General features: G+C 72.5%; 19 protein-coding genes. 8 read left to right on the forward strand and 11 right to left on the reverse strand.

Features of this window, described 5'->3' with window-relative positions; translation table 11 throughout:
* Positions 1 to 134: 134 nt before the first annotated feature.
* From miv_RS29095 to miv_RS29110, 4 genes are all read right to left on the reverse strand, one after another.
* Positions 135 to 1163, reverse strand: a complete 1029-nt coding sequence (locus tag miv_RS29095) for an aldo/keto reductase (RefSeq protein ID WP_207180458.1) — start codon at positions 1161 to 1163, stop codon at positions 135 to 137.
* A 136-nt stretch (positions 1164 to 1299) separates the two neighbouring features.
* A complete protein-coding gene (locus miv_RS29100; protein ID WP_207180459.1) occupies positions 1300 to 2514 on the reverse strand; it encodes a GGDEF domain-containing protein in 1215 nt (404 codons plus the stop codon).
* 129 nt (positions 2515 to 2643) lie between these two features.
* A complete protein-coding gene (locus miv_RS29105) occupies positions 2644 to 4371 on the reverse strand; it encodes a heparinase II/III family protein (RefSeq protein WP_207180460.1) in 1728 nt (575 codons plus the stop codon).
* 130 nt (positions 4372 to 4501) lie between these two features.
* Positions 4502 to 5854 (reverse strand): RsmB/NOP family class I SAM-dependent RNA methyltransferase, encoded by a 1353-nt coding sequence (locus miv_RS29110; RefSeq protein ID WP_207180461.1) that lies wholly within the window; start codon positions 5852 to 5854, stop codon positions 4502 to 4504.
* 187 nt (positions 5855 to 6041) lie between these two features.
* Between miv_RS29110 and miv_RS29115 the strand changes: the two genes are divergently transcribed.
* From miv_RS29115 to miv_RS29125, 3 genes are all read left to right on the forward strand, one after another.
* Positions 6042 to 6263 carry a DUF1674 domain-containing protein gene (locus miv_RS29115; RefSeq protein ID WP_207180462.1) on the forward strand — a complete coding sequence of 74 codons (222 nt, stop codon included), beginning with the start codon at positions 6042 to 6044 and terminating at the stop codon, positions 6261 to 6263.
* A gap of 26 nt (positions 6264 to 6289) precedes the next feature.
* Positions 6290 to 6664 carry a PH domain-containing protein gene (locus tag miv_RS29120; protein WP_207180464.1) on the forward strand — a complete coding sequence of 125 codons (375 nt, stop codon included), beginning with the start codon at positions 6290 to 6292 and terminating at the stop codon, positions 6662 to 6664.
* Between the two features lie 71 nt (positions 6665 to 6735).
* Positions 6736 to 7074, forward strand: a complete 339-nt coding sequence (locus tag miv_RS29125) for a cupin domain-containing protein (RefSeq protein ID WP_207180466.1) — start codon at positions 6736 to 6738, stop codon at positions 7072 to 7074.
* 7 nt (positions 7075 to 7081) lie between these two features.
* Here the strand turns inward: miv_RS29125 and miv_RS29130 are convergent, their stop codons facing one another.
* From miv_RS29130 to miv_RS29140, 3 genes are all read right to left on the reverse strand, one after another.
* Positions 7082 to 7591: a L,D-transpeptidase gene (locus miv_RS29130; protein ID WP_048428586.1), complete on the reverse strand. Its 510-nt coding sequence runs from the start codon at positions 7589 to 7591 to the stop codon at positions 7082 to 7084.
* 197 nt (positions 7592 to 7788) lie between these two features.
* Positions 7789 to 8166 carry a DUF2794 domain-containing protein gene (locus tag miv_RS29135; protein ID WP_048428585.1) on the reverse strand — a complete coding sequence of 126 codons (378 nt, stop codon included), beginning with the start codon at positions 8164 to 8166 and terminating at the stop codon, positions 7789 to 7791.
* Between the two features lie 415 nt (positions 8167 to 8581).
* On the reverse strand, positions 8582 to 8734 hold the full coding sequence (locus tag miv_RS29140) for a hypothetical protein (RefSeq protein ID WP_158004049.1): 153 nt from the start codon (positions 8732 to 8734) through the stop codon (positions 8582 to 8584).
* Between the two features lie 243 nt (positions 8735 to 8977).
* On the opposite strand from miv_RS29140, the gene miv_RS29145 reads away from it, so the two are divergent.
* The 3 genes from miv_RS29145 (at position 8978) to miv_RS29155 (ending at position 12160) form a co-directional block, all read left to right on the forward strand.
* Positions 8978 to 9574 carry a ribonuclease HII gene (locus miv_RS29145; RefSeq protein ID WP_207180468.1) on the forward strand — a complete coding sequence of 199 codons (597 nt, stop codon included), beginning with the start codon at positions 8978 to 8980 and terminating at the stop codon, positions 9572 to 9574.
* A 133-nt stretch (positions 9575 to 9707) separates the two neighbouring features.
* The gene (locus miv_RS29150) at positions 9708 to 11306 is read left to right on the forward strand and encodes an acyl-CoA synthetase (protein WP_207180471.1); all 1599 of its coding nucleotides are present in this window, start codon (positions 9708 to 9710) and stop codon (positions 11304 to 11306) included.
* Entirely contained in the window at positions 11303 to 12160 is an 858-nt protein-coding gene (locus miv_RS29155; protein WP_244748775.1) for a PCC domain-containing protein, read from the forward strand. The genes miv_RS29150 and miv_RS29155 overlap by 4 nt, the downstream gene beginning before the upstream one ends.
* Here the strand turns inward: miv_RS29155 and miv_RS29160 are convergent.
* Together miv_RS29160 and miv_RS29165 are read right to left on the reverse strand one after the other, a co-directional pair.
* Complete coding sequence (locus tag miv_RS29160; protein WP_207180473.1) at positions 12129 to 12695, reverse strand: GNAT family N-acetyltransferase; 567 nt, start codon at positions 12693 to 12695, stop codon at positions 12129 to 12131. The two genes, miv_RS29155 and miv_RS29160, sit on opposite strands and share 32 nt — an antisense overlap.
* Positions 12696 to 12897: 202 nt before the next feature.
* Positions 12898 to 14010, reverse strand: coding sequence for a PA0069 family radical SAM protein (locus miv_RS29165; RefSeq protein ID WP_244748778.1), 1113 nt, complete (start codon positions 14008 to 14010; stop codon positions 12898 to 12900).
* Positions 14011 to 14141: 131 nt separating this feature from the next.
* Here miv_RS29165 and miv_RS29170 point away from each other — a divergent pair, with 131 nt between their 5' ends.
* Together miv_RS29170 and miv_RS29175 are read left to right on the forward strand one after the other, a co-directional pair.
* Positions 14142 to 14657 (forward strand): hypothetical protein, encoded by a 516-nt coding sequence (locus tag miv_RS29170; protein ID WP_207180477.1) that lies wholly within the window; start codon positions 14142 to 14144, stop codon positions 14655 to 14657.
* A gap of 255 nt (positions 14658 to 14912) precedes the next feature.
* Positions 14913 to 15059 (forward strand): hypothetical protein, encoded by a 147-nt coding sequence (locus tag miv_RS29175; protein WP_165602074.1) that lies wholly within the window; start codon positions 14913 to 14915, stop codon positions 15057 to 15059.
* A gap of 113 nt (positions 15060 to 15172) precedes the next feature.
* Here miv_RS29175 and moaB read toward each other — a convergent pair whose 3' ends face one another.
* Together moaB and ypfJ are read right to left on the reverse strand one after the other, a co-directional pair.
* The gene (gene moaB, locus miv_RS29180; protein WP_048426342.1) at positions 15173 to 15733 is read right to left on the reverse strand and encodes a molybdenum cofactor biosynthesis protein B; all 561 of its coding nucleotides are present in this window, start codon (positions 15731 to 15733) and stop codon (positions 15173 to 15175) included.
* A complete protein-coding gene (gene ypfJ, locus miv_RS29185) occupies positions 15730 to 16635 on the reverse strand; it encodes a KPN_02809 family neutral zinc metallopeptidase (RefSeq protein WP_207180479.1) in 906 nt (301 codons plus the stop codon). The genes moaB and ypfJ overlap by 4 nt, the downstream gene beginning before the upstream one ends.
* Positions 16636 to 16661: the final 26 nt, after the last annotated feature.

A 16661-nucleotide genomic window follows, 5' to 3' on the forward strand; every position in this document is an offset into this window, starting at 1 on the left:
GGCGGACCGGTGCCACCCGGCCCCGGCGGTCGAGCCGGGAGCGTCCGTCGGGACGATCCTACTCCAGCCCACCCGTCCGCGCGACGCGCGAGACGGGCAGTCAGCACTTATCCGCGGTCCATCTCTCTCGGGCACTACCAGACCGTCGGCTTCGGGTTGCGCTCGTCGAACCCCTTCTGGTGCCAGTAGGGATAGATCGGCGTCTCCTGGCTCGCCGCGTCGAGCCGGGCGATCTGGGCCGGATCGAGCGTCCATCCGACGGCGCCGAGATTCTGCTTCAGCTGCTCCTCGTTGCGGGCGCCAACCACGATGTTGGCGACCGTCGGGCGCGAGAGGAGCCAGTTGAGCGCCACCTGCGCCACGCTGCGCCCGGTCTCGGCCGCCACCTCGTCGAGGACGTCGACGATGCGAAACAGCGCCTCGTCGGCCACCGGCGGTCCGCCCTCGGCCCCGCCCGAGGCGATGCGCCCGCTGGTATCGGCGCCGCGGCGGATCTTGCCGGTGAGGCGGCCCCAGCCGAGCGGGCTCCAGACCATCAGGGCGACGCCCTGATCGAGGCCGAGAGGCATCAGCTCCCACTCGTAGTGGCGGCCGACGAGCGAGTAGTAGCCCTGATAGGCGACGTAGCGGGCGAGCCCGTAGCGCTCGGAGGTCGCGAGCGCCTTCATCAGCTGCCAGCCGGAAAAGTTCGAGGCGCCGACATAGCCGATCTTGCCCGCGCGGACGAGATCGTCGAGGGCCCGCAGGGTCTCATCGACGGGGGTGAGCGCGTCGAAGCCGTGCATGAAGTAGACGTCGATGTGGTCGGTGCCGAGGCGCTTCAGGCTGGCCTCGCAGGCGCGCACAAGATGGTAGCGCGACGAGCCCTTGTCGTTGGGGCCCTCACCCGTCGGGAAGGTCGCCTTCGTCGAGATCAGTGCCTGGTCGCGCTTGCCCTTCAGCGCCTGACCCAGGATCTCCTCGGAGGCGCCCTGGGAATAGATATCGGCGGTGTCGAAGAAGTTGACCCCGGCATCGAGGCAGAGATCGACCATCCGGCTCGCCTCGGCGACGTCGGTCCGGCCCCAACGCTGGAAGAACTCGTTGCTGCCCCCGAAGGTCCCGGTGCCGAGGCTCAAGACCGGGACCTTGAGGCCGGAGCGTCCGAACTGGCGATAGTCCATGGGTCGCGCCCTCGTCCGTCGGCCGGGCGGCGTACGCCCGGACTCTCATGGGATGAAGGGGTGTCTTAGGATCCGACCAGGCGACGACAAGCCGGGTCGATGCCGGGCGGGTGCGCGCGGCCGGCAGGTCGCGGCGTCAGGCCACCTGCCGCAGGCCCGGCCCGGCGACCACCACGCGGTCGCGGCCCTGCGCCTTCGCTTCGTAGAGCGCCCGGTCGGCCAGCGCGAGCAGGGCCTCGAAGTCGCCGGAGCCGGGCTCGCCGGCGCTCTTGGCGACGCCAGCGCTCTTGGCGACGCCGGCGCTCTTGGCGACGCCAAGGCTCCTGGCGACGCCGACGCTGACCGTGACGGCGAGGCCCGGCACGAGGTCCGGTCGCATCCCCGCGACGGCGTGACGAACGGTCTCGGCGATGGAGCCGGCCTCGCCCGGGCCGGCTCCGGGCAGGAGGCAGGCGAATTCCTCGCCGCCGAGGCGCCCGAACGCCGCACCGGCGGGCAGGACCTGGCGGGCGGCGGCGCAGAAGCCGACCAGCACCGCGTCGCCGACCGCGTGCCCGAAGGTGTCGTTGACCCGCTTGAAGTGGTCGAGGTCGAACAGCAGCAGGGCGGCGGGCCCGGCGGCCAGGATGCGGCGGGCCTCGCCCGCGAGCGCCCGGCGGTTGGCGATGCCGGTGAGCGGGTCGGTCTCGGCGGCATGGCGCTGCTCCGCCTCGAGCCGCTCCTTGGCCATCGCCATGAACAGGACCGCGACCGCCACCGTGTAGAGCAGGGCGATGAAGCACAGGACGGCGACCCAGAACGGATCGGTCGGCGTGCCGACCGGCGGCGCCGGCAGGACGAGGGTGGCGGGGATCCGTGCCCAGGCCATCAGCCCCTCGCTGGCGAGAAGGATCGCCGCCGGGGTCCGCGAGGGCAGCCGCTCGCCGCGATGGTGCCACAGGGTGCGGGCGGCGAGCGCGCAGTACAGCCCGGCCACCGCCGAGGCCAGGATCACCCGCGCCCCCAGCGAGGCGTAGAACGGCGGCACCAGGCAGGCGACGAGCCAGAGTGCCGCGCCCGCACCGGTTTGCCAGCCGGTGACCCGGCGTCCCTCGAACGAGCGGGCGCCGGCCCAGATCAGCCCGAAGGCCAGCAGCATCGCGGCGTTGGCGAAGCCGATCGAGATCCAGTCCGGGATGTGGCCGCGCAGGCCGAACAGCACGACAGCGGCCGCGCCGACGATCTGGGCGGCGCCCAGGAAGCCGAGGGCCAGGGTCCGGCGGGCCTGCGACCACGAGAGGAGATAGAGCCCGCCCATCACCACCATCACGAAGATGGTCACGGTCACGAGGGTCGGCGCGTCCAGCTTCATCCCACCGCGCCCTGCCCGACCTCGATTCGGTGTTCGACCCTAGCACGCTCCTGTATCCGAGTGTTGCTGATTCGGGGCCCTGCAACCCCCAAACGGGGGTCGTGCGGAATTTTTTCTCGGCCTGCGGGCCTATCCGGCCAACCTGCGGAAGCGCCAGGCCACGCGGGTACCGTCGCCGACCGTGAGGTGGAGCACGATTTGCTCGGTGCGGCGGGCACCGTTGAGGGCGGCGAAGAACACGCTCTCCTCGATCACCGGATCGATCTCGTCGGCCTCGAACAGCCACGGCGCCCCGGCCCCGGCGAGACGCACGCCGCGCCCCTCCCGGCTCGCCCGCACGCTCGGGTGGAGATGGAAGCGGATCGCCGCCTCGACGGGCTCGCGGCGTCCCTTGGCCTCATGGACACCGGTGGCGCGCACGAACCCGTCATGGCCCTCCAGCAGGGCGCCGTCGGGATGGAGGCGCCAGCGCCGCTCGTGCAGCAGGCCCAGCACCGGGGCGTAGCCGTCGTGCCGGGCGGCCAGCACGTCGACGCCCGCCGCGTCGGTACCGCGCTCGACCGTGACCTCGCCGGGCCCGCGCACGACGATCGAGCCCATCCGGGCCTTGAGCCAGGCGGCCAGGGGGTGGATCAGCCCCGCCTGCTTCATGCCGAGGAAACGGCAGGAGGAGCTATCGGCGAGACAGGCGGTCGAATGGGCGGCCGTGGTGCGGGCGAGCTCGCGCAGCTCCTCGCCGGTGGCCGGCATGCCGCAATTGACCACCAGCCGCTGCGGCCCGCAGGACAGCTCGAACGACAGGCACCCGGCACCCGCCCGGGCCGAGAAGGCCGGCGGCGGAGCGGGCCCGACATCGGCGACCACGAGGGTCCCGCCCCCGCCCTCCAGCCGGGAATAGCCCGAATGGGGCGCGTGCATCAGCGGCCGGGCCAGCGCCCCGTCATAGACCAGCAGGGTCGCGAGCTGGTCGGCGGCGGTCGCCCCCATGCCGTTGTGGTGCCCGAGCGAGGCGTCGCCGTGGCGCAGCAGCCGCAGGAGCGGCAGCATCCGGTCGACGGCGTTGAGCAGCGCCTCCGGCGGGGCGATGTCGCGGCTCAGGAAGCTCTGGCGCAGGGGCAGCAGGTCGAGGAGCAGGTCCTTGGCGAAGCCCGGATCGCGGCTGCGATGGCCGCCATCGGGCAGGATCTGGCGGGTCAGCTCGCGGTGGAGCAGCCGCGTGCCCCGGCGCAGGACGGGATCGAACCCCTCGCAGCACAGGCCCGCATAGGCGAGCGCCACGGCGGCCAGCAGCCGGTCGCCCGGCAGGATGCCGCGGCGCAGCGCCCGGTCGAGGGCGTGGGTGCAGCGGCCGATCTGGCGCAGGAAGGCCTGGTAGAAGGCGTGGTCGGCGCCCTCCAGCACCAGGGGCGACTGGCTGAGCAGGGAGATCAGCCGACGCGCCACCACGGCCGGGCGCTCGGCCAGATCGCGGTCGCCGCGGCCGGCCATGAAATCCTGCACGAAGGCGCGGGCGTTGGAACGCGAGAGCGCGCTCTCGGCGGCGCGCAGGTGGCGCAGCCAGCCGAAGCCGTAGAGCTGCTCGCCCCATTCGGGCGAGGGCGGCGCGAAATCGAACGGCGAGCGCCCGCCGGTGGCGAGCGCCCGGCCGGCGAACACGAACAGGCCGGCATAGATGTCGGCCGCGATGGTGGCGTCGCTGGTGCGCAGATCCTGCGGCGCGATCACGAGGCCGGTCGGGCGCAGCCGCGTCAGCCCGGATGGACGCGAGGTCGCGCGCACCGCGGCGCGGCGCAGGGAACGCCCGGCGGCGCGCCCGACGAGCCGGTAGAACCGCCAGCGGTCAGGCCCCCAACCCACGCCACCTCCTGCCCGGCCGCCGCCCCGCGGCGCCGGCCCCCGTCAAGGAATGGTCAAGGATCATCGTGGGGTCAAACCGCCGAGTCGCGCCGTGAACAGGGATTCCGGTCGGGCCGCCGCGTCCGGGCCCTCACGCGTCCCGGCGCTCCAGGCGGACGGCGTAGAACCCGTCGAGGCCGCCGCGGCTGCGCGGGCCGTCGCCGTCCTCGCCGGGCCAGTGCGACGGCAGGGTGCGCAGGTCGCCGCTCGCCGTGACGAGAGCGGGATCGCCCGCCTCCTCGGCGGTGACCGGGCGACGCGCGAAGGCCGGATTGCGCTTGAGGAACGCCTCGGCCTGGGCCTCGCCCTCCTCCGGCTCCAGCGAGCAGGTGCAGTAGACGAGACGCCCGCCCGGACGGACGAGCCGGGCCGCCTTGTCGAGGAGCCGGCGCTGGAGCGCGACGAGGCGCAGGAGGTCGTCCTCGCGCTTGCCCCAGGCGACGTCGGGGTGGCGGCGCAGGGTGCCGGTGGCGCTGCACGGCGCGTCGAGCAGCACCGCGTCGAAGAGCCGGGCTTCCGACAGCGTCAGGGCGTCGGCCGCCAGGACCTCCGCGCTCAGGCCGAGGCGGGCGAGGTTCTCCGTCAGGCGGCGCAGGCGCGCCGCCGAGCGGTCGACCGCCAGCACCTCGGCACCGGCGGCGGCGAGCTGGGCGGTCTTGCCGCCCGGGGCGGCGCAGAGGTCGGCGACCTGCTCGCCCGGCCGCGCGCCGAGGAGGTGGGCCGGCAAGGCCGCGGCGGCGTCCTGGACCCAGAAGGCGCCCTCGGCGAAGCCCGGCAGCTCCGGCACGGGCGTGCGGGCATCGTCGAGGCGCAGGCTGCCGGCGCCGGGCAGGCGCCGGCCGACGAGCCCCTCGGGAACCGGCATGCCGGGGCGCAGCGTCAGGTCGAGCCCGGCTCCGCGGGCATTGGCGGCGGCGATCGCTCGGGCCGTCTCCTCGCCGTAGGCGGCGACCCAGCGCCTGGCCAGCCAGGCCGGGGTGTTGAGGGCGAGCGGCTCGGCGTCGCCCTCCTGGCGGATCGCGTCGCGCTCGCGGGCGATCCGGCGCAGGACCGCGTTGGCCAGACCGGCGAGGTGCTGCAGGCCGGGCTCGGACTTGGCGAGGCGCACCGAGAGGTCGACGGCGGCGTGGTCCTGGACGTTGAGGTAGAGGATCTGCGCCGCGCCGGTGGCGAGCAGGGCCACGAGGCCCGGCTGGTCCTCCGGCAGGCCCTTGGCGAGGCGCGCGTGCAGCGCGTGGCGGATCACCCCGAAATGCCGGAAGGTCGCGGCGGCGATGGCGCGGGCGAGCCCCGCATCCTGGGGCGGCAGGGCGGCGCGCTGGGCCGCCGGCTCGATCGCGTCGTCGAGCGCGGTACCGCGGTTCTTGCCGATGAGGTCCGCCACGATCTCCCAGGCGAGATGCCGCGCCGGCAATCCGGCGACCGCGTTGTTCACTCCGTCCATCCTCACTCCACCGTGCCGGGGCGGGCTGTCGCCCCTCTCCCGGCCTTGACGCTGCCGCCCGTGCCCTCCACCTCCGGGGAACGACGCGGCCTTTGGGCCGGGGTTGGCATCCGGCCGCCCGAGATGCAAGCGCCGCGACGGCCCCGGACCCGGCGGCCGTCCCTTTCGAACCTGCGAGAACCGACCGATGAGCGACAGCGAGGCCCCTTCCCCCGAGCCGGTCGCGCGCGAGGCCAAGGTCCTGTCGCCGGCCGCGCAGCGCGCCCTGGCGGAGGCCGAGGCGCGCCGCGCGGCGATCGACGCCCACGCCGCCGAGATCCGCAGCGAGCGCGAGATCAACGGGCGCGGCGGCCTGGAGCCGGTGCGCTACGACGACTGGGAGGTGAAGGGCCTGGCGTCGGACTTCTGACCGGATCGTTTCGAGGAGACGCGACGATGGGCTTGCTCGACGGCCTGCTCGGCCATGGCAGCGACGCGGCGCCGGAGGCGGTGGCGCAGGAACTCGACGGGATGCTCGTCCCGGGCGAGACCGTGCAGGTCGCCTTCCGGGTGATCCGCGACCTGATGGTCTTCACCGACCGGCGGATGATCCTGGTCGACAAGCAGGGCGTGACCGGCCGCAAGGTCTCCTACCTCACGGTGCCGTACCGGGCGATCACCTCGTTCTCGGTCGAGAATGCCGGCAGCTTCGACATGGATTCGGAGCTGACGATCTGGGTCTCGGGCCGGCCCGACCCGATCACCCGTACCCTCAAGCGGGGCGCCGACATCCGCGGCATCCAGCGGGCGATCGCCGCGACCCTGCGCTGAGCGCGCGGGGCGGGAACGCCGCCCCTCCCGTTCCGTTGGGGTCGCGAAGCGTCCCCGACAGGAGCAGGACCATGGGCGACACGACGATCAGGAAGGTATCCGGCGGGCAATCGCCGCAGGGGCCGGACGGCCAGCGCTACCTCGCCGCCGGCAAGCACGTCGCGATGCGGCTGTGGGTCGACGAGCCGCCGACCGACGACAAGCCGAGCGCGGCGCGGGACTACGAGACCGTCGGCTACGTCGTGTCCGGAAGGGCCGAGCTGGTGGTCGAGGGCCAGACCGTGCGGCTGGAGCCCGGCGATTCCTGGCTGGTGCCGGCCGGCGCCGAGCACACCTACCGCATCCTCGAGAGCTTCACCGCCGTCGAGGCGACCTCGCCGCCCGCGCAGGTGCACGGGCGCGAGGGGTAAGACGGGGTCAGCGCGTCACCACCACGGTGGTCCCGACCTGGACGCGGCCGTACAGGTCGGCGACATCCTGGTTGTACATCCGGATGCAGCCGTAGGATGCGAAGGTGCCGATCGAGCCGGGCCGGTTGGTGCCGTGGATCGCGTACTCGCCCCGGTCGAGGGTCAGCGCCGCCACGCCCATCGGGTTGCTCGGCGAGCCGCCGGCGATCACCTCCGGCAAGCGGGGATTGTCCCGCTTCACCTCGTCGGGCGGCGACCAGGCCGGCCGCAGGTACTTTCCGTCGATGCGGGCGTAGCCGGTCCATTGCTTGCCGGCCTTGCCGACCGCGACGGGATAGCGGATCGCCGTCCCGTCGCCGTTGACGAAGTACAGCCGCCGCTCGGCGGTGCGCACCACCACCGTGCCGGCTTCCACCGCCGCCGCGTCGAAGGCGACCAGTTCCCGCGCCGCGGCCGGTCCGGCCGCCAGCATCGCCGCGACGAACGCCGCCGCGGCCCATCCACTCTGCTTGTGCATCCCTGCGGTCCTCGAGCGTGACCTTATTCAGCCAAGCGACAATCCGCCGGGAAACCTGTCGTTCCGGTTGGCAAAGATGATTGCCGGAGGGTGAAGGACCGTCCGGCACGCGGGAGCGTTAAGGGGCGGTTCGCGGGATCGCTCGAGATCGCCGCGATGCCGTCATCGGCGGTTTTCGACGATTCGCGGGGTTCGGCTCACACCACCCGCAGCGGCTTCTCCAGCACCCGCAGCACCTGGGCGAGGTCGTGCCCGCGCTTCAGGATGCGCCCGGTATCGGCGATCACCGCGTAGGCGCCCTGGCGGCGGGCGAGGCGTGGGTCCTTCTCGATGCGGTAGAGCGGCCGCTCCGAGGTGCGGCGGTGGATGGCGAACACCGCCTTCTCGCGGTTGAAGTCCATCGTGTAGTCCCGCCATTCCCCCTCGGCGACCATGCGGCCGTAGAGGTTCAGGATGATCCGCAACTCGTCGCGATGGAACGACACCTGCGGCGGCACGGCCCGGGGGAAGGGCACGACATGCGCACCGGACTGAGAACCGGCGCTGCGGCTATCGGCAGTCTCTCCCTCGCTCATCGCTTCTCCTGCCTGTCAGGGTGATTCGCCCGCCGGGGCGATCCGCGCGGCCGGGCCACGAGGATCAGATCGGGCGACGGGTGGTGAGCCGGCGAACGGCCGGCCTCACGCCATGATGGGAGTCCCAATACCCTGCCGCAAGGGTTGCGCCGGGGCGACACAGGGCCGGTATCGCGCCGGAGCGGGGTGAAAAACCCGCTCCGGGCGGCCCGTTCGGTCACGGAAATGCCCGAATCACGCCCTGCGCCGGCCTCGAAGCGCGCGCAAGACGGTGCCGACCTCTCGGCCCGGTCCGTCGGCCGCCATGGCGGCGGCGGGCGGGGCAACCTCCTGAGGTTTCGAGACCCAAACGACTTCAGGGCCGCCTCCTCGGAGCGCGGTCCCTTTTTTGCGCCGGACCTCGCCGGCACCGGCCCTAAGGCTGCATCCACATCTGCGCGGCGAGCGCGCGGGCGCGGGTGACGCGGATGTGGTCGAGGGTCCAGAACCCGATCGCCAGGGTTCCGGCCAGGAGCCCGATCGGCAGCGCGAGCGCCAGGAAACGGTTCTGCCGCGGCGGCGTGGTCATGAATCCTCCTCGTCTCGGGCATTGTCTGCCGACGACGCGGGGACCGGTTCGTCGGCAGACAATGCGGCACAATCAAAGACCTCGAAGCGGTGTCCGGTAGGAGTACGATCGAGCCCGCCTCTCGGCGCGCCGGAGCTACCACGAAAACGCCGCTCGGCGTGTGTCCCATGGCGTAGGGTGCCGGATACGGGCCTCCCGGTCCCGGGAGGGATTTCGTAACCACGATTGCCGCAGACCTCGCGCATGCGCCCGTTCGAAGCCCGCCACGCCGCCCGCTATCCCGTCCTCATCGGCTGCGACGAGGTCGGCCGCGGCGCGCTCTGCGGCCCGGTGATCGTGGCGGCGGTGCATTTCGACCCCGCGGCCCTGCCCCCCGACCTGCTCGAGGCCCTCGACGACAGCAAGCGCCTCGACGCCGCCACCCGCGAGCGTCTGGCGCCGCGGATCATGGAGGCCGGGCGCGTCGCGCTCGCCGGCGGCTCCCGCGACCTGATCGACCGGATCAACGTGCGCGCCGCCACCCTCGACGCGATGCGCCGGGCGGTGATGCGGCTCGGCATCGACGCGACGGTGGCGGTGGATGGGCGCGACGTGCCGCCCGGCCTGTCCCTGCCCTGCCGGGCCTTCGTCGGGGGCGACCGGCTGGTGCCCCAGATCGCCGCCAGTTCCATCGTCGCCAAGGTGGTGCGCGACCGGCTGATGCGGGCGCTCGCCCGGCGCCACCCGGCCTATGCCTGGGAGCGCAACGTCGGCTACGGCACCGCCGCGCACCGGGCCGCGATGGCGAGCCTCGGCGTGACCCGCCACCACCGCCTCAGCTTCAAGTCGCGCGCCTCGTAGCGGGGCGCATGCGCCCTCCGCGCTTCCGCTTCCCGTCGGGTGCGTCGTAAGCTGGTGCGGCGCGCACGGGCCGAAGCCCGGCGCCACCAGGGAGGACAGGCCGCGTGACCACCAAGAGCCGGAGGGCTGCCCGATGAGGCCGATGTCGCGCCGGGTGATGAACCTCGCCCATTCGCTCACCCAGGCCGCCGCGCGTCACCCGGACCGCCCCGCCATCGTCTGGGGCGAGCGGAGCTGGACGTGGCGCGCCTTCGACGCCCGGGTCTCGGCCCTGGCGGCGGCGCTTCGGGCGCGCGGGATCGCCAAGGGCGACCGCCTGCTGGTGCATGCCCGCAACGGCAACGCCATCCTGGAGATCATGTACGCGGCGTTCCGGCTCGGCGCCGTGTTCGTGCCGACGAACTTCCGGCTGATGCCGGGCGACGTGTCGTACCTCGCGAGCCAGTCGGGCGCGACCGCCTTCCTGTGCCACGCCGACTATCCCGAGCATGTCGCGGCGGTGCGGGAGGCCTGCCCGTCGCTGCGCCACGTCGTCGTCATCGGCGAGGGACCGGCCGAGGGGGAGGCCTACGAGGCCGTGATAGCCTCCGGCGAGGGGCAGAGAATCGCCGACGAGGGCGTCGAGCACGACGACCCGTGCTGGTTCTTCTACACCTCCGGCACCACCGGCAAGCCGAAAGCCGCGGTGCTGACCCACGGCCAGATGGCCTTCGTCGTCACCAACCACCTCTGCGACCTGATGCCGGGCACGGCCGCGGAGACCGACGCCTCGCTGGTGGTGGTGCCGCTCTCGCACGGGGCCGGGGTGCACGCGGTGGCGCAGGTCGCCCGCGCGGTGACCTCGGTCCTGCCGGGCTCCGAGCGTTTCGACGCGGCGGAGGTCTGGGGGCTGGTGGCGCGCCACCGCGTCACCAACATGTTCACCGTGCCGACGATCCTGAAGATGATGGTCGAGCACCCGGCGGTCGACGCCAACGACCATTCGTCCCTGCGCTACATCATCTATGCCGGCGCCCCGATGTACCGCGAGGACCAGAAGCGGGCCCTGCGCAGTCTCGGCAAGGTGATCGTGCAGTATTTCGGTCTCGGCGAGGTTACCGGCAACATCACGGTGCTGCCCCCCGCCCTGCACGAGGCGGAGGACGGGCCGGCGGTGAAGATCGGCACCTGCGGCTTCGAGCGCACCGGGATGCAGGTGCAGATCCAGGACGGCGAGGGCCGCGAGGTCGGCCCGGGCGAGACCGGCGAGATCTGCGTCTGCGGACCGGCGGTCTTCGCCGGCTACTGGGAGAACCCGAAGGCCAATGCGGAGGCCTTTCGCGACGGCTGGTTCCGCACCGGCGACCTCGGCTACCTCGATGCCGAGCGCTTCCTGTACATCACGGGACGGGCCTCCGACATGTACATCTCGGGCGGCTCGAACATCTATCCGCGGGAGATCGAGGAGAAGATTCTCGCCCATCCGGCGGTGGCGGAGACGGCCGTGCTCGGCGTGCCGGACCCGACCTGGGGCGAGATCGGCGTTGCGGTCTGCGTCCCTCGCGAGGGCATGGCGCTCTCCGAGGAGGACGTGATGGCGTTCCTGTTCGACAAGGTCGCCCGCTACAAGCTGCCCCGCCGGATCATCCTGCGCGAGTCGCTGCCGAAATCCGGCTACGGCAAGATCACCAAGAAGATGGTGCGGGAGGAACTGGAAGCCGCCGGCCTCCTCGGCGAGAGGGCGCAGGGGTGAGCGACGCGAGCCCGATGCATCCCGGCTTCGCCACCCTGGCGCAGCCGGGCCCGGCCCGGCCCGAGCGCTGGCTCGCCGCCGGCGGTCCTCTCCTCCGCCACGTCGTCGATCTGGCGCCGGGTCGGACGCTTCTCGACGCCGTTGCCGGACCGCTCGTCGCGGCCGGCATGCGGGGCGGCGTGGTGCATCTCGCGGGCGGGGGATTCTCGCCCTTCGCCTACGTGATGCCGGCGCTCTCGGCCGATCCGCGTTTCGCCGCCTATTACAGCGAGACGTACCGGCCCGGCGGCACGACCGTGCTGGAGCGCGCGAGCGCCACCTTCGGCGCGCGCGACGGCGCGCCGTTCCTGCACGTCCACGGCACCTGGATCGAGCCGGACGGCCGCCGCCGCGCCGGCCACCTGCTGCCGGCGGAGGTCGTGATCGCGCAAGCCGTCCGGGCCGAGGCCTGGGGGACGGCGGACGCGGCCTGGCAGGTCCTGCCGGATGCCGAGACCAATTTCTCGCTGTTCACCCCCGTCCCCGCCGGTGACGGGCGGGCCGGCTGCGTCCTCCTGAAGATCCAGCCGAACGAGGAGATCCACGCGGCCATCGACGCGGCGTGCCGGACGCACGGGCTCTCGGCCGCGCGGGTGCGCGGCATCGGCAGCATCGTGCGGCCCACCTTCGCCGACGGCCGGGTGATCCCGACCGATGCCAGCGAGGTGCTGATCCGCGACGGGACCGTGCGCGACGGGGTGGCGCGGCTCGACATCGCGGTGGTGGATGTCGCGGGCGGCATCCACGAGGGCATCCTGCGCCGCGGCGCCAACGCCGCCTGCATCACGTTCGAACTGTGCCTGACGGCGGAGTGAGGCCGTCGCGGTCGACGGCATAGACGTGGACCGGCTCGTCCCGGTTCCGGGCCGGCGCGTGGATGACCTCCTCGCGCCGGAAGGTCATGCCGCAGGCCTGCATGACCGCGAAGGAGGCGGCGTTCTCCGGGTGCGCACTGGCCTGGATCCGGTCGAGATCGAGCCAGTCGAACGCGGCGGGCAGCACCACCCCCGCCGCCTCCCGCAGGTAGCCCCGGCGGTGATGCGCCTCGCCGAGCCAGTAGCCGAGGGTGGCGGTCCGCGGCGCCTCGCGGGTCCGGTGCAGCATGATCCACCCGAGCAGCACGCCCCGCGCCGTGATCGCGAGCGACAGGCCCTGGCCGGACGCGGCCTGCTCCCGCGCCGTCGCGATCCGCTCCCGCGCCATCGCGACGGTATAGGGCAACGGCCAGGAGGCGAGCCACCGGCTCACCGCCGGGGTCATCATGGCGCTGGTCGCCTCCGCGTCCTCGAGCGCGACGAGGCGCAGGTGGAGGCGGGCCGTGTCGAGGATGGGCGGGGCGAAGTGGGTCATGGTGGCAGGATAGCAGGAATTGCCGTTGGGGAAGAGCCGACCGGGTCGGGCCGCGGGGTCGTTCGAGGGAAGATGAGGCGCAGGCAATCTCCCCTGCCCGCGGGCGGGGAGAGGAGAACCCGTGCTATTCTGTCCCCCGGACAGCCCTGCCGCTCTCGGCGAGACGAGAGGCCTCGCATCACGGTCGACGGCGGCTTCCCCCTCAAAACAGGCTGTACTGCCCGCCCTCCCTCACCGGTACCCGAAACAGATCGGTCCGCAACCGCAGCCGCTCCGCCGGATAGCCGAGGCGGGTCATCGCCACGCGCATCCGCTGGTCGAGAAGGTCGGCATACGGCCCCGTGCCGGTGAAGCGCCGCCCGTAAGTCGCATCGTAGACCTTGCCGCCGCGGCTCTGCGCGAGGAGCGAGAAGGTCCGCCCGGCCCGGTCGGGATAATGCTCGGCAAACCAGTCGCGCATCAGGTCGGCGAGTTCGTGCGGCAGGCGCAGCAGCACGCCGCGCGCCTCGCGCGCCCCCGCCTCGCGGGCGCGGGCCAGCACCGCCTCGATCTCGTGGTCGTTGAGGCCCGGGATCAGCGGCGCCACCAGCGCCATCGTGGGCACGCCCGCCTCCGCCAGTCTCCGGATCGCCGCGAGGCGCTTCTCGGGATGCGGGGCGCGGGGCTCCATCCGGCGGGCAAGGACCGGGTCGAGGGTGGTGACGGAGAGAGCGACCTTCACCAGCCCGTCGCGCGCCATCTCGCCGAGGATGTCGAGGTCGCGCAGCACGAGGTCCGACTTGGTGACGAGGCCGACCGGGTGCCGGAAGCGCGCCAGCACCTCCAGGACCTGCCGCGTCAGGCGGTAGCGCCGCTCGATCGGCTGGTAGGGGTCGGTGGCGGTGCCGAGCGCGATGGTGCGGGGCACGTAGCCCCGGGCCGAGAGTTCCTCCTCGAGGAGCGCCGCCGCATCCGGCTTGGCGAAGAGCTTGGTCTCGAAGTCGAGCCCCGGCGAGAGCCCCGCATAGGCGTGGTTCGGCCGGGCGAAGCAGTAGACGCATCCGTGCTCGCAACCGCGATACGGGTTGATCGAGCGATCGAAGCCGATATCGGGCGACGTGTTGCGGGTGATGATGCTACGCGCCCGCTCCAGCGTCACCTCGGTGCGCAGGGGCGGCAGATCCTCCTCCCGGTCCCAGCCATCCGCGAAGGCCTCCCGGGCGGCCGGCTCGAACCGGCCGGCCGGGTTGGCGGTGGCGCCGCGCCCGCGGCGGGTCTCCGCCGCCGGGGTCGATCCCTGGAGGCGCCGCGCCTCCCCTCCGCAGCCCGCTTCCATCGACATCTCCACCGTCGCCGCGGCGGAAAATCGAACATAACAAGAACGAGCGCAAGGGCCGGACCGAGATTCCCCGCAAGTGCCGACGATCGAGGCAGGACGCGCCGCGTCCCATCCGCTATGGCGCGATCATGTTCACGGCAGCCATCCATCTCCCCGGCGCGATCACGCCCGAGTGCATCGACGCCCTCGCCGATACCCTGGCGGCCCTGGTGGCCGGCGTCGCGGCGGGCGTGGTGGGCGACGCGGTGATCGCGGCGGCGCATCCCGAGGACCCGGACGTCGCCACCATGGCGGAGAGCACCGGGGCGGCCCTGGTGGCGCGGGGACGCGACCCCTGGGCGGCGGCGGCCGGGCCGGCGCGCCGGCCCTGGCTGCTGTGCCTGGAGGCCGGCGACGTGCCGGCGGAAGGCTGGATCCGCGCCCTCGACCGGTTCGCCGCCACGACGAACCCGGAGGCGGTCGGCCGGCTGCGGCGCCCGCATGCGCCCCTCTTCGAGCGGATCGCCGGACGGCGCGAGGCCCTGACCGGCACGCGGCAGATCCGGGCCGGCGACCTCGTGCGGGCCGAGGCCCTGCGCGCGGGCCTGCCGCTCAAGGCCCGCTTGCCCGTCAGGCCCCTGCGGGCGGCGCTGCTGCGGGGATGAGGCCGCGCACGTCGCGGACGCATCGATAACCGCCGCGATTTCGCTGTTCGAGGGCGACCACGCCTCCCCGTGGTACCGGCGAGTCTGAGCGACGCCGTGCGGACGACATCGCGCGTTAAAAACTCTTAATGCTTAAGACCGTCGTTTCCGGCCGGATCCCGGCAACCCGGGCGATCTTCGGCGATTAACTCAGTGCAGCAACGGTCATCCTGCTGCATGACCAAAAGGAAAGAATTTTATCTAGGAGCCGATCCGATGACGAACCCTGGGGATTTCCGCGAAGCCGTCCTGGCCCTCATCGTTCTTGGCGGGAGCGCCTTCACGGTCGAAAACTACGTCCGGCATCGCGTGTGGCCGCGGTCGGACACCAAGCGTGCCGACGGCGATGCCTGCACCGGCTGAGCGGATCGCGGCGGGTCTCCCCGGGGCAGCCTCACGACGGCCCCGGGGAATGCCGTCACGACCCTCGCCGACATGGGACGCACCCGTCATGACGATTGCGCGCCGCGATCGCGTCACGGGCTCGGCGGCGCCCCGCGCTTCAGGTGCTCGTCGAGTCGGGGCATGATCTCGACGAAGTTGCAGGGCCGGTGCCGGTAATCGAGCTGGGCGGCCAGGATGCCGTCCCAGGCGTCCCGGCAGGCCCCGGGCGAGCCGGGCAGCACGAACACGTAGGTGGCGTTCACCACTCCGGCGGTCGCCCGCGACTGCAGCGTCGAGGTGCCGATCTTGTCGTAGGAGATGCGGTGGAAGATGGCCGAGAACCCGTCCATCCGCTTCTCGAACAGGGGCTCGAGGGCTTCCGGGGTCACGTCGCGGCCGGTGAAGCCCGTGCCGCCAGTGGTGATCACCGCATCCACCGCCGGATCCGCCGCCCAGGCCTTCACCTGAGAGCGGATCGCCTCGACCTCGTCCGGCACGATCGCCCGGTCGGCGAGCCGATGGCCCGCTTGCCCCAGCCGCTCGGCGAGGGTGTCGCCCGAGCGGTCGTCGGCCAGCGTACGGGTGTCCGAGACGGTGAGCACGGCGATGCCGAGCGGCACGAAGGCCCGGGACGCGTCGAGGCGGGCCGTCACAGCTGCGAGGCCCGGAACGTGTCGCAGGACTGGGTCTGGCCGCTGCGATAGCCGGTCTGGAACCAGCGCATGCGCTGGGCCGAGGAGCCGTGGGTGAAGGAATCCGGCACCACGTAGCCCTGGCTCTGCTTCTGGAGCTTGTCGTCGCCGATGGCGCTCGCCGCCTGCATCGCCTCCTCGATGTCGCCGGGCTCCAGCGAATTGAAGCGGTCGTTCGAGTTCTTGGCCCAGACGCCGGCGAGGCAATCGGCCATCAGCTCGACGCGGACCGAGAGGGCGTTCGATTCGCGCTCGCCGACCTGCTGCTGCTTCTGCTGCACCTTGGGCAGGATGCCGAGCACGTCCTGGACGTGGTGGCCGACCTCGTGGGCGATCACGTAGGCATAGGCGAAGTCGCCCTTGACGTGGAACTTCTGCTCCATCTCCTTGAAGAAGGTGGTGTCGAGATAGACCTTCTTGTCGAGCGGGCAGTAGAACGGACCCATGGCGGCCCGGGCCTGGCCGCAGCCGCTGCGGGTGCCGCCGGTGTAGAGCACCATCGTGGTAGGGGTATACTGCTTCCCGGTCTGGTTCGGCAGCACCGTCTTCCACACGTCCTCGGTGTTGCCGAGGATCGCGGCGGCGAACTTGCCGGACTGGTCGGTGGGCGCGCCGGTGCGCCGGTCGGGCTGCGGCTGGCCCTGCTGTTCCTGCGGCGCACGCGGGCGCGTCATCTGCTCGGCGCCGCCGATCAGGATCGCCGGGTTGATGCCGGTGACCCAGCCGATGATGCACAGGATGACGACGGTGCCGATGCCCAGGCCCCCGGCGCCACCGCCCGGAAAACCGAATCCGCCGCCGCCGCCACCCTCGCCGCGGCGGTCTTCGACGTTGTCGGATGAGCGAAAATCTTCCCAGCGCATGGTAGCGTCCCGTCGGCCCGTGAACC

Origin of the sequence: Methylobacterium indicum, assembly GCF_017347565.1 — a bacterium.
Lineage (GTDB): Bacteria > Pseudomonadota > Alphaproteobacteria > Rhizobiales > Beijerinckiaceae > Methylobacterium > Methylobacterium indicum.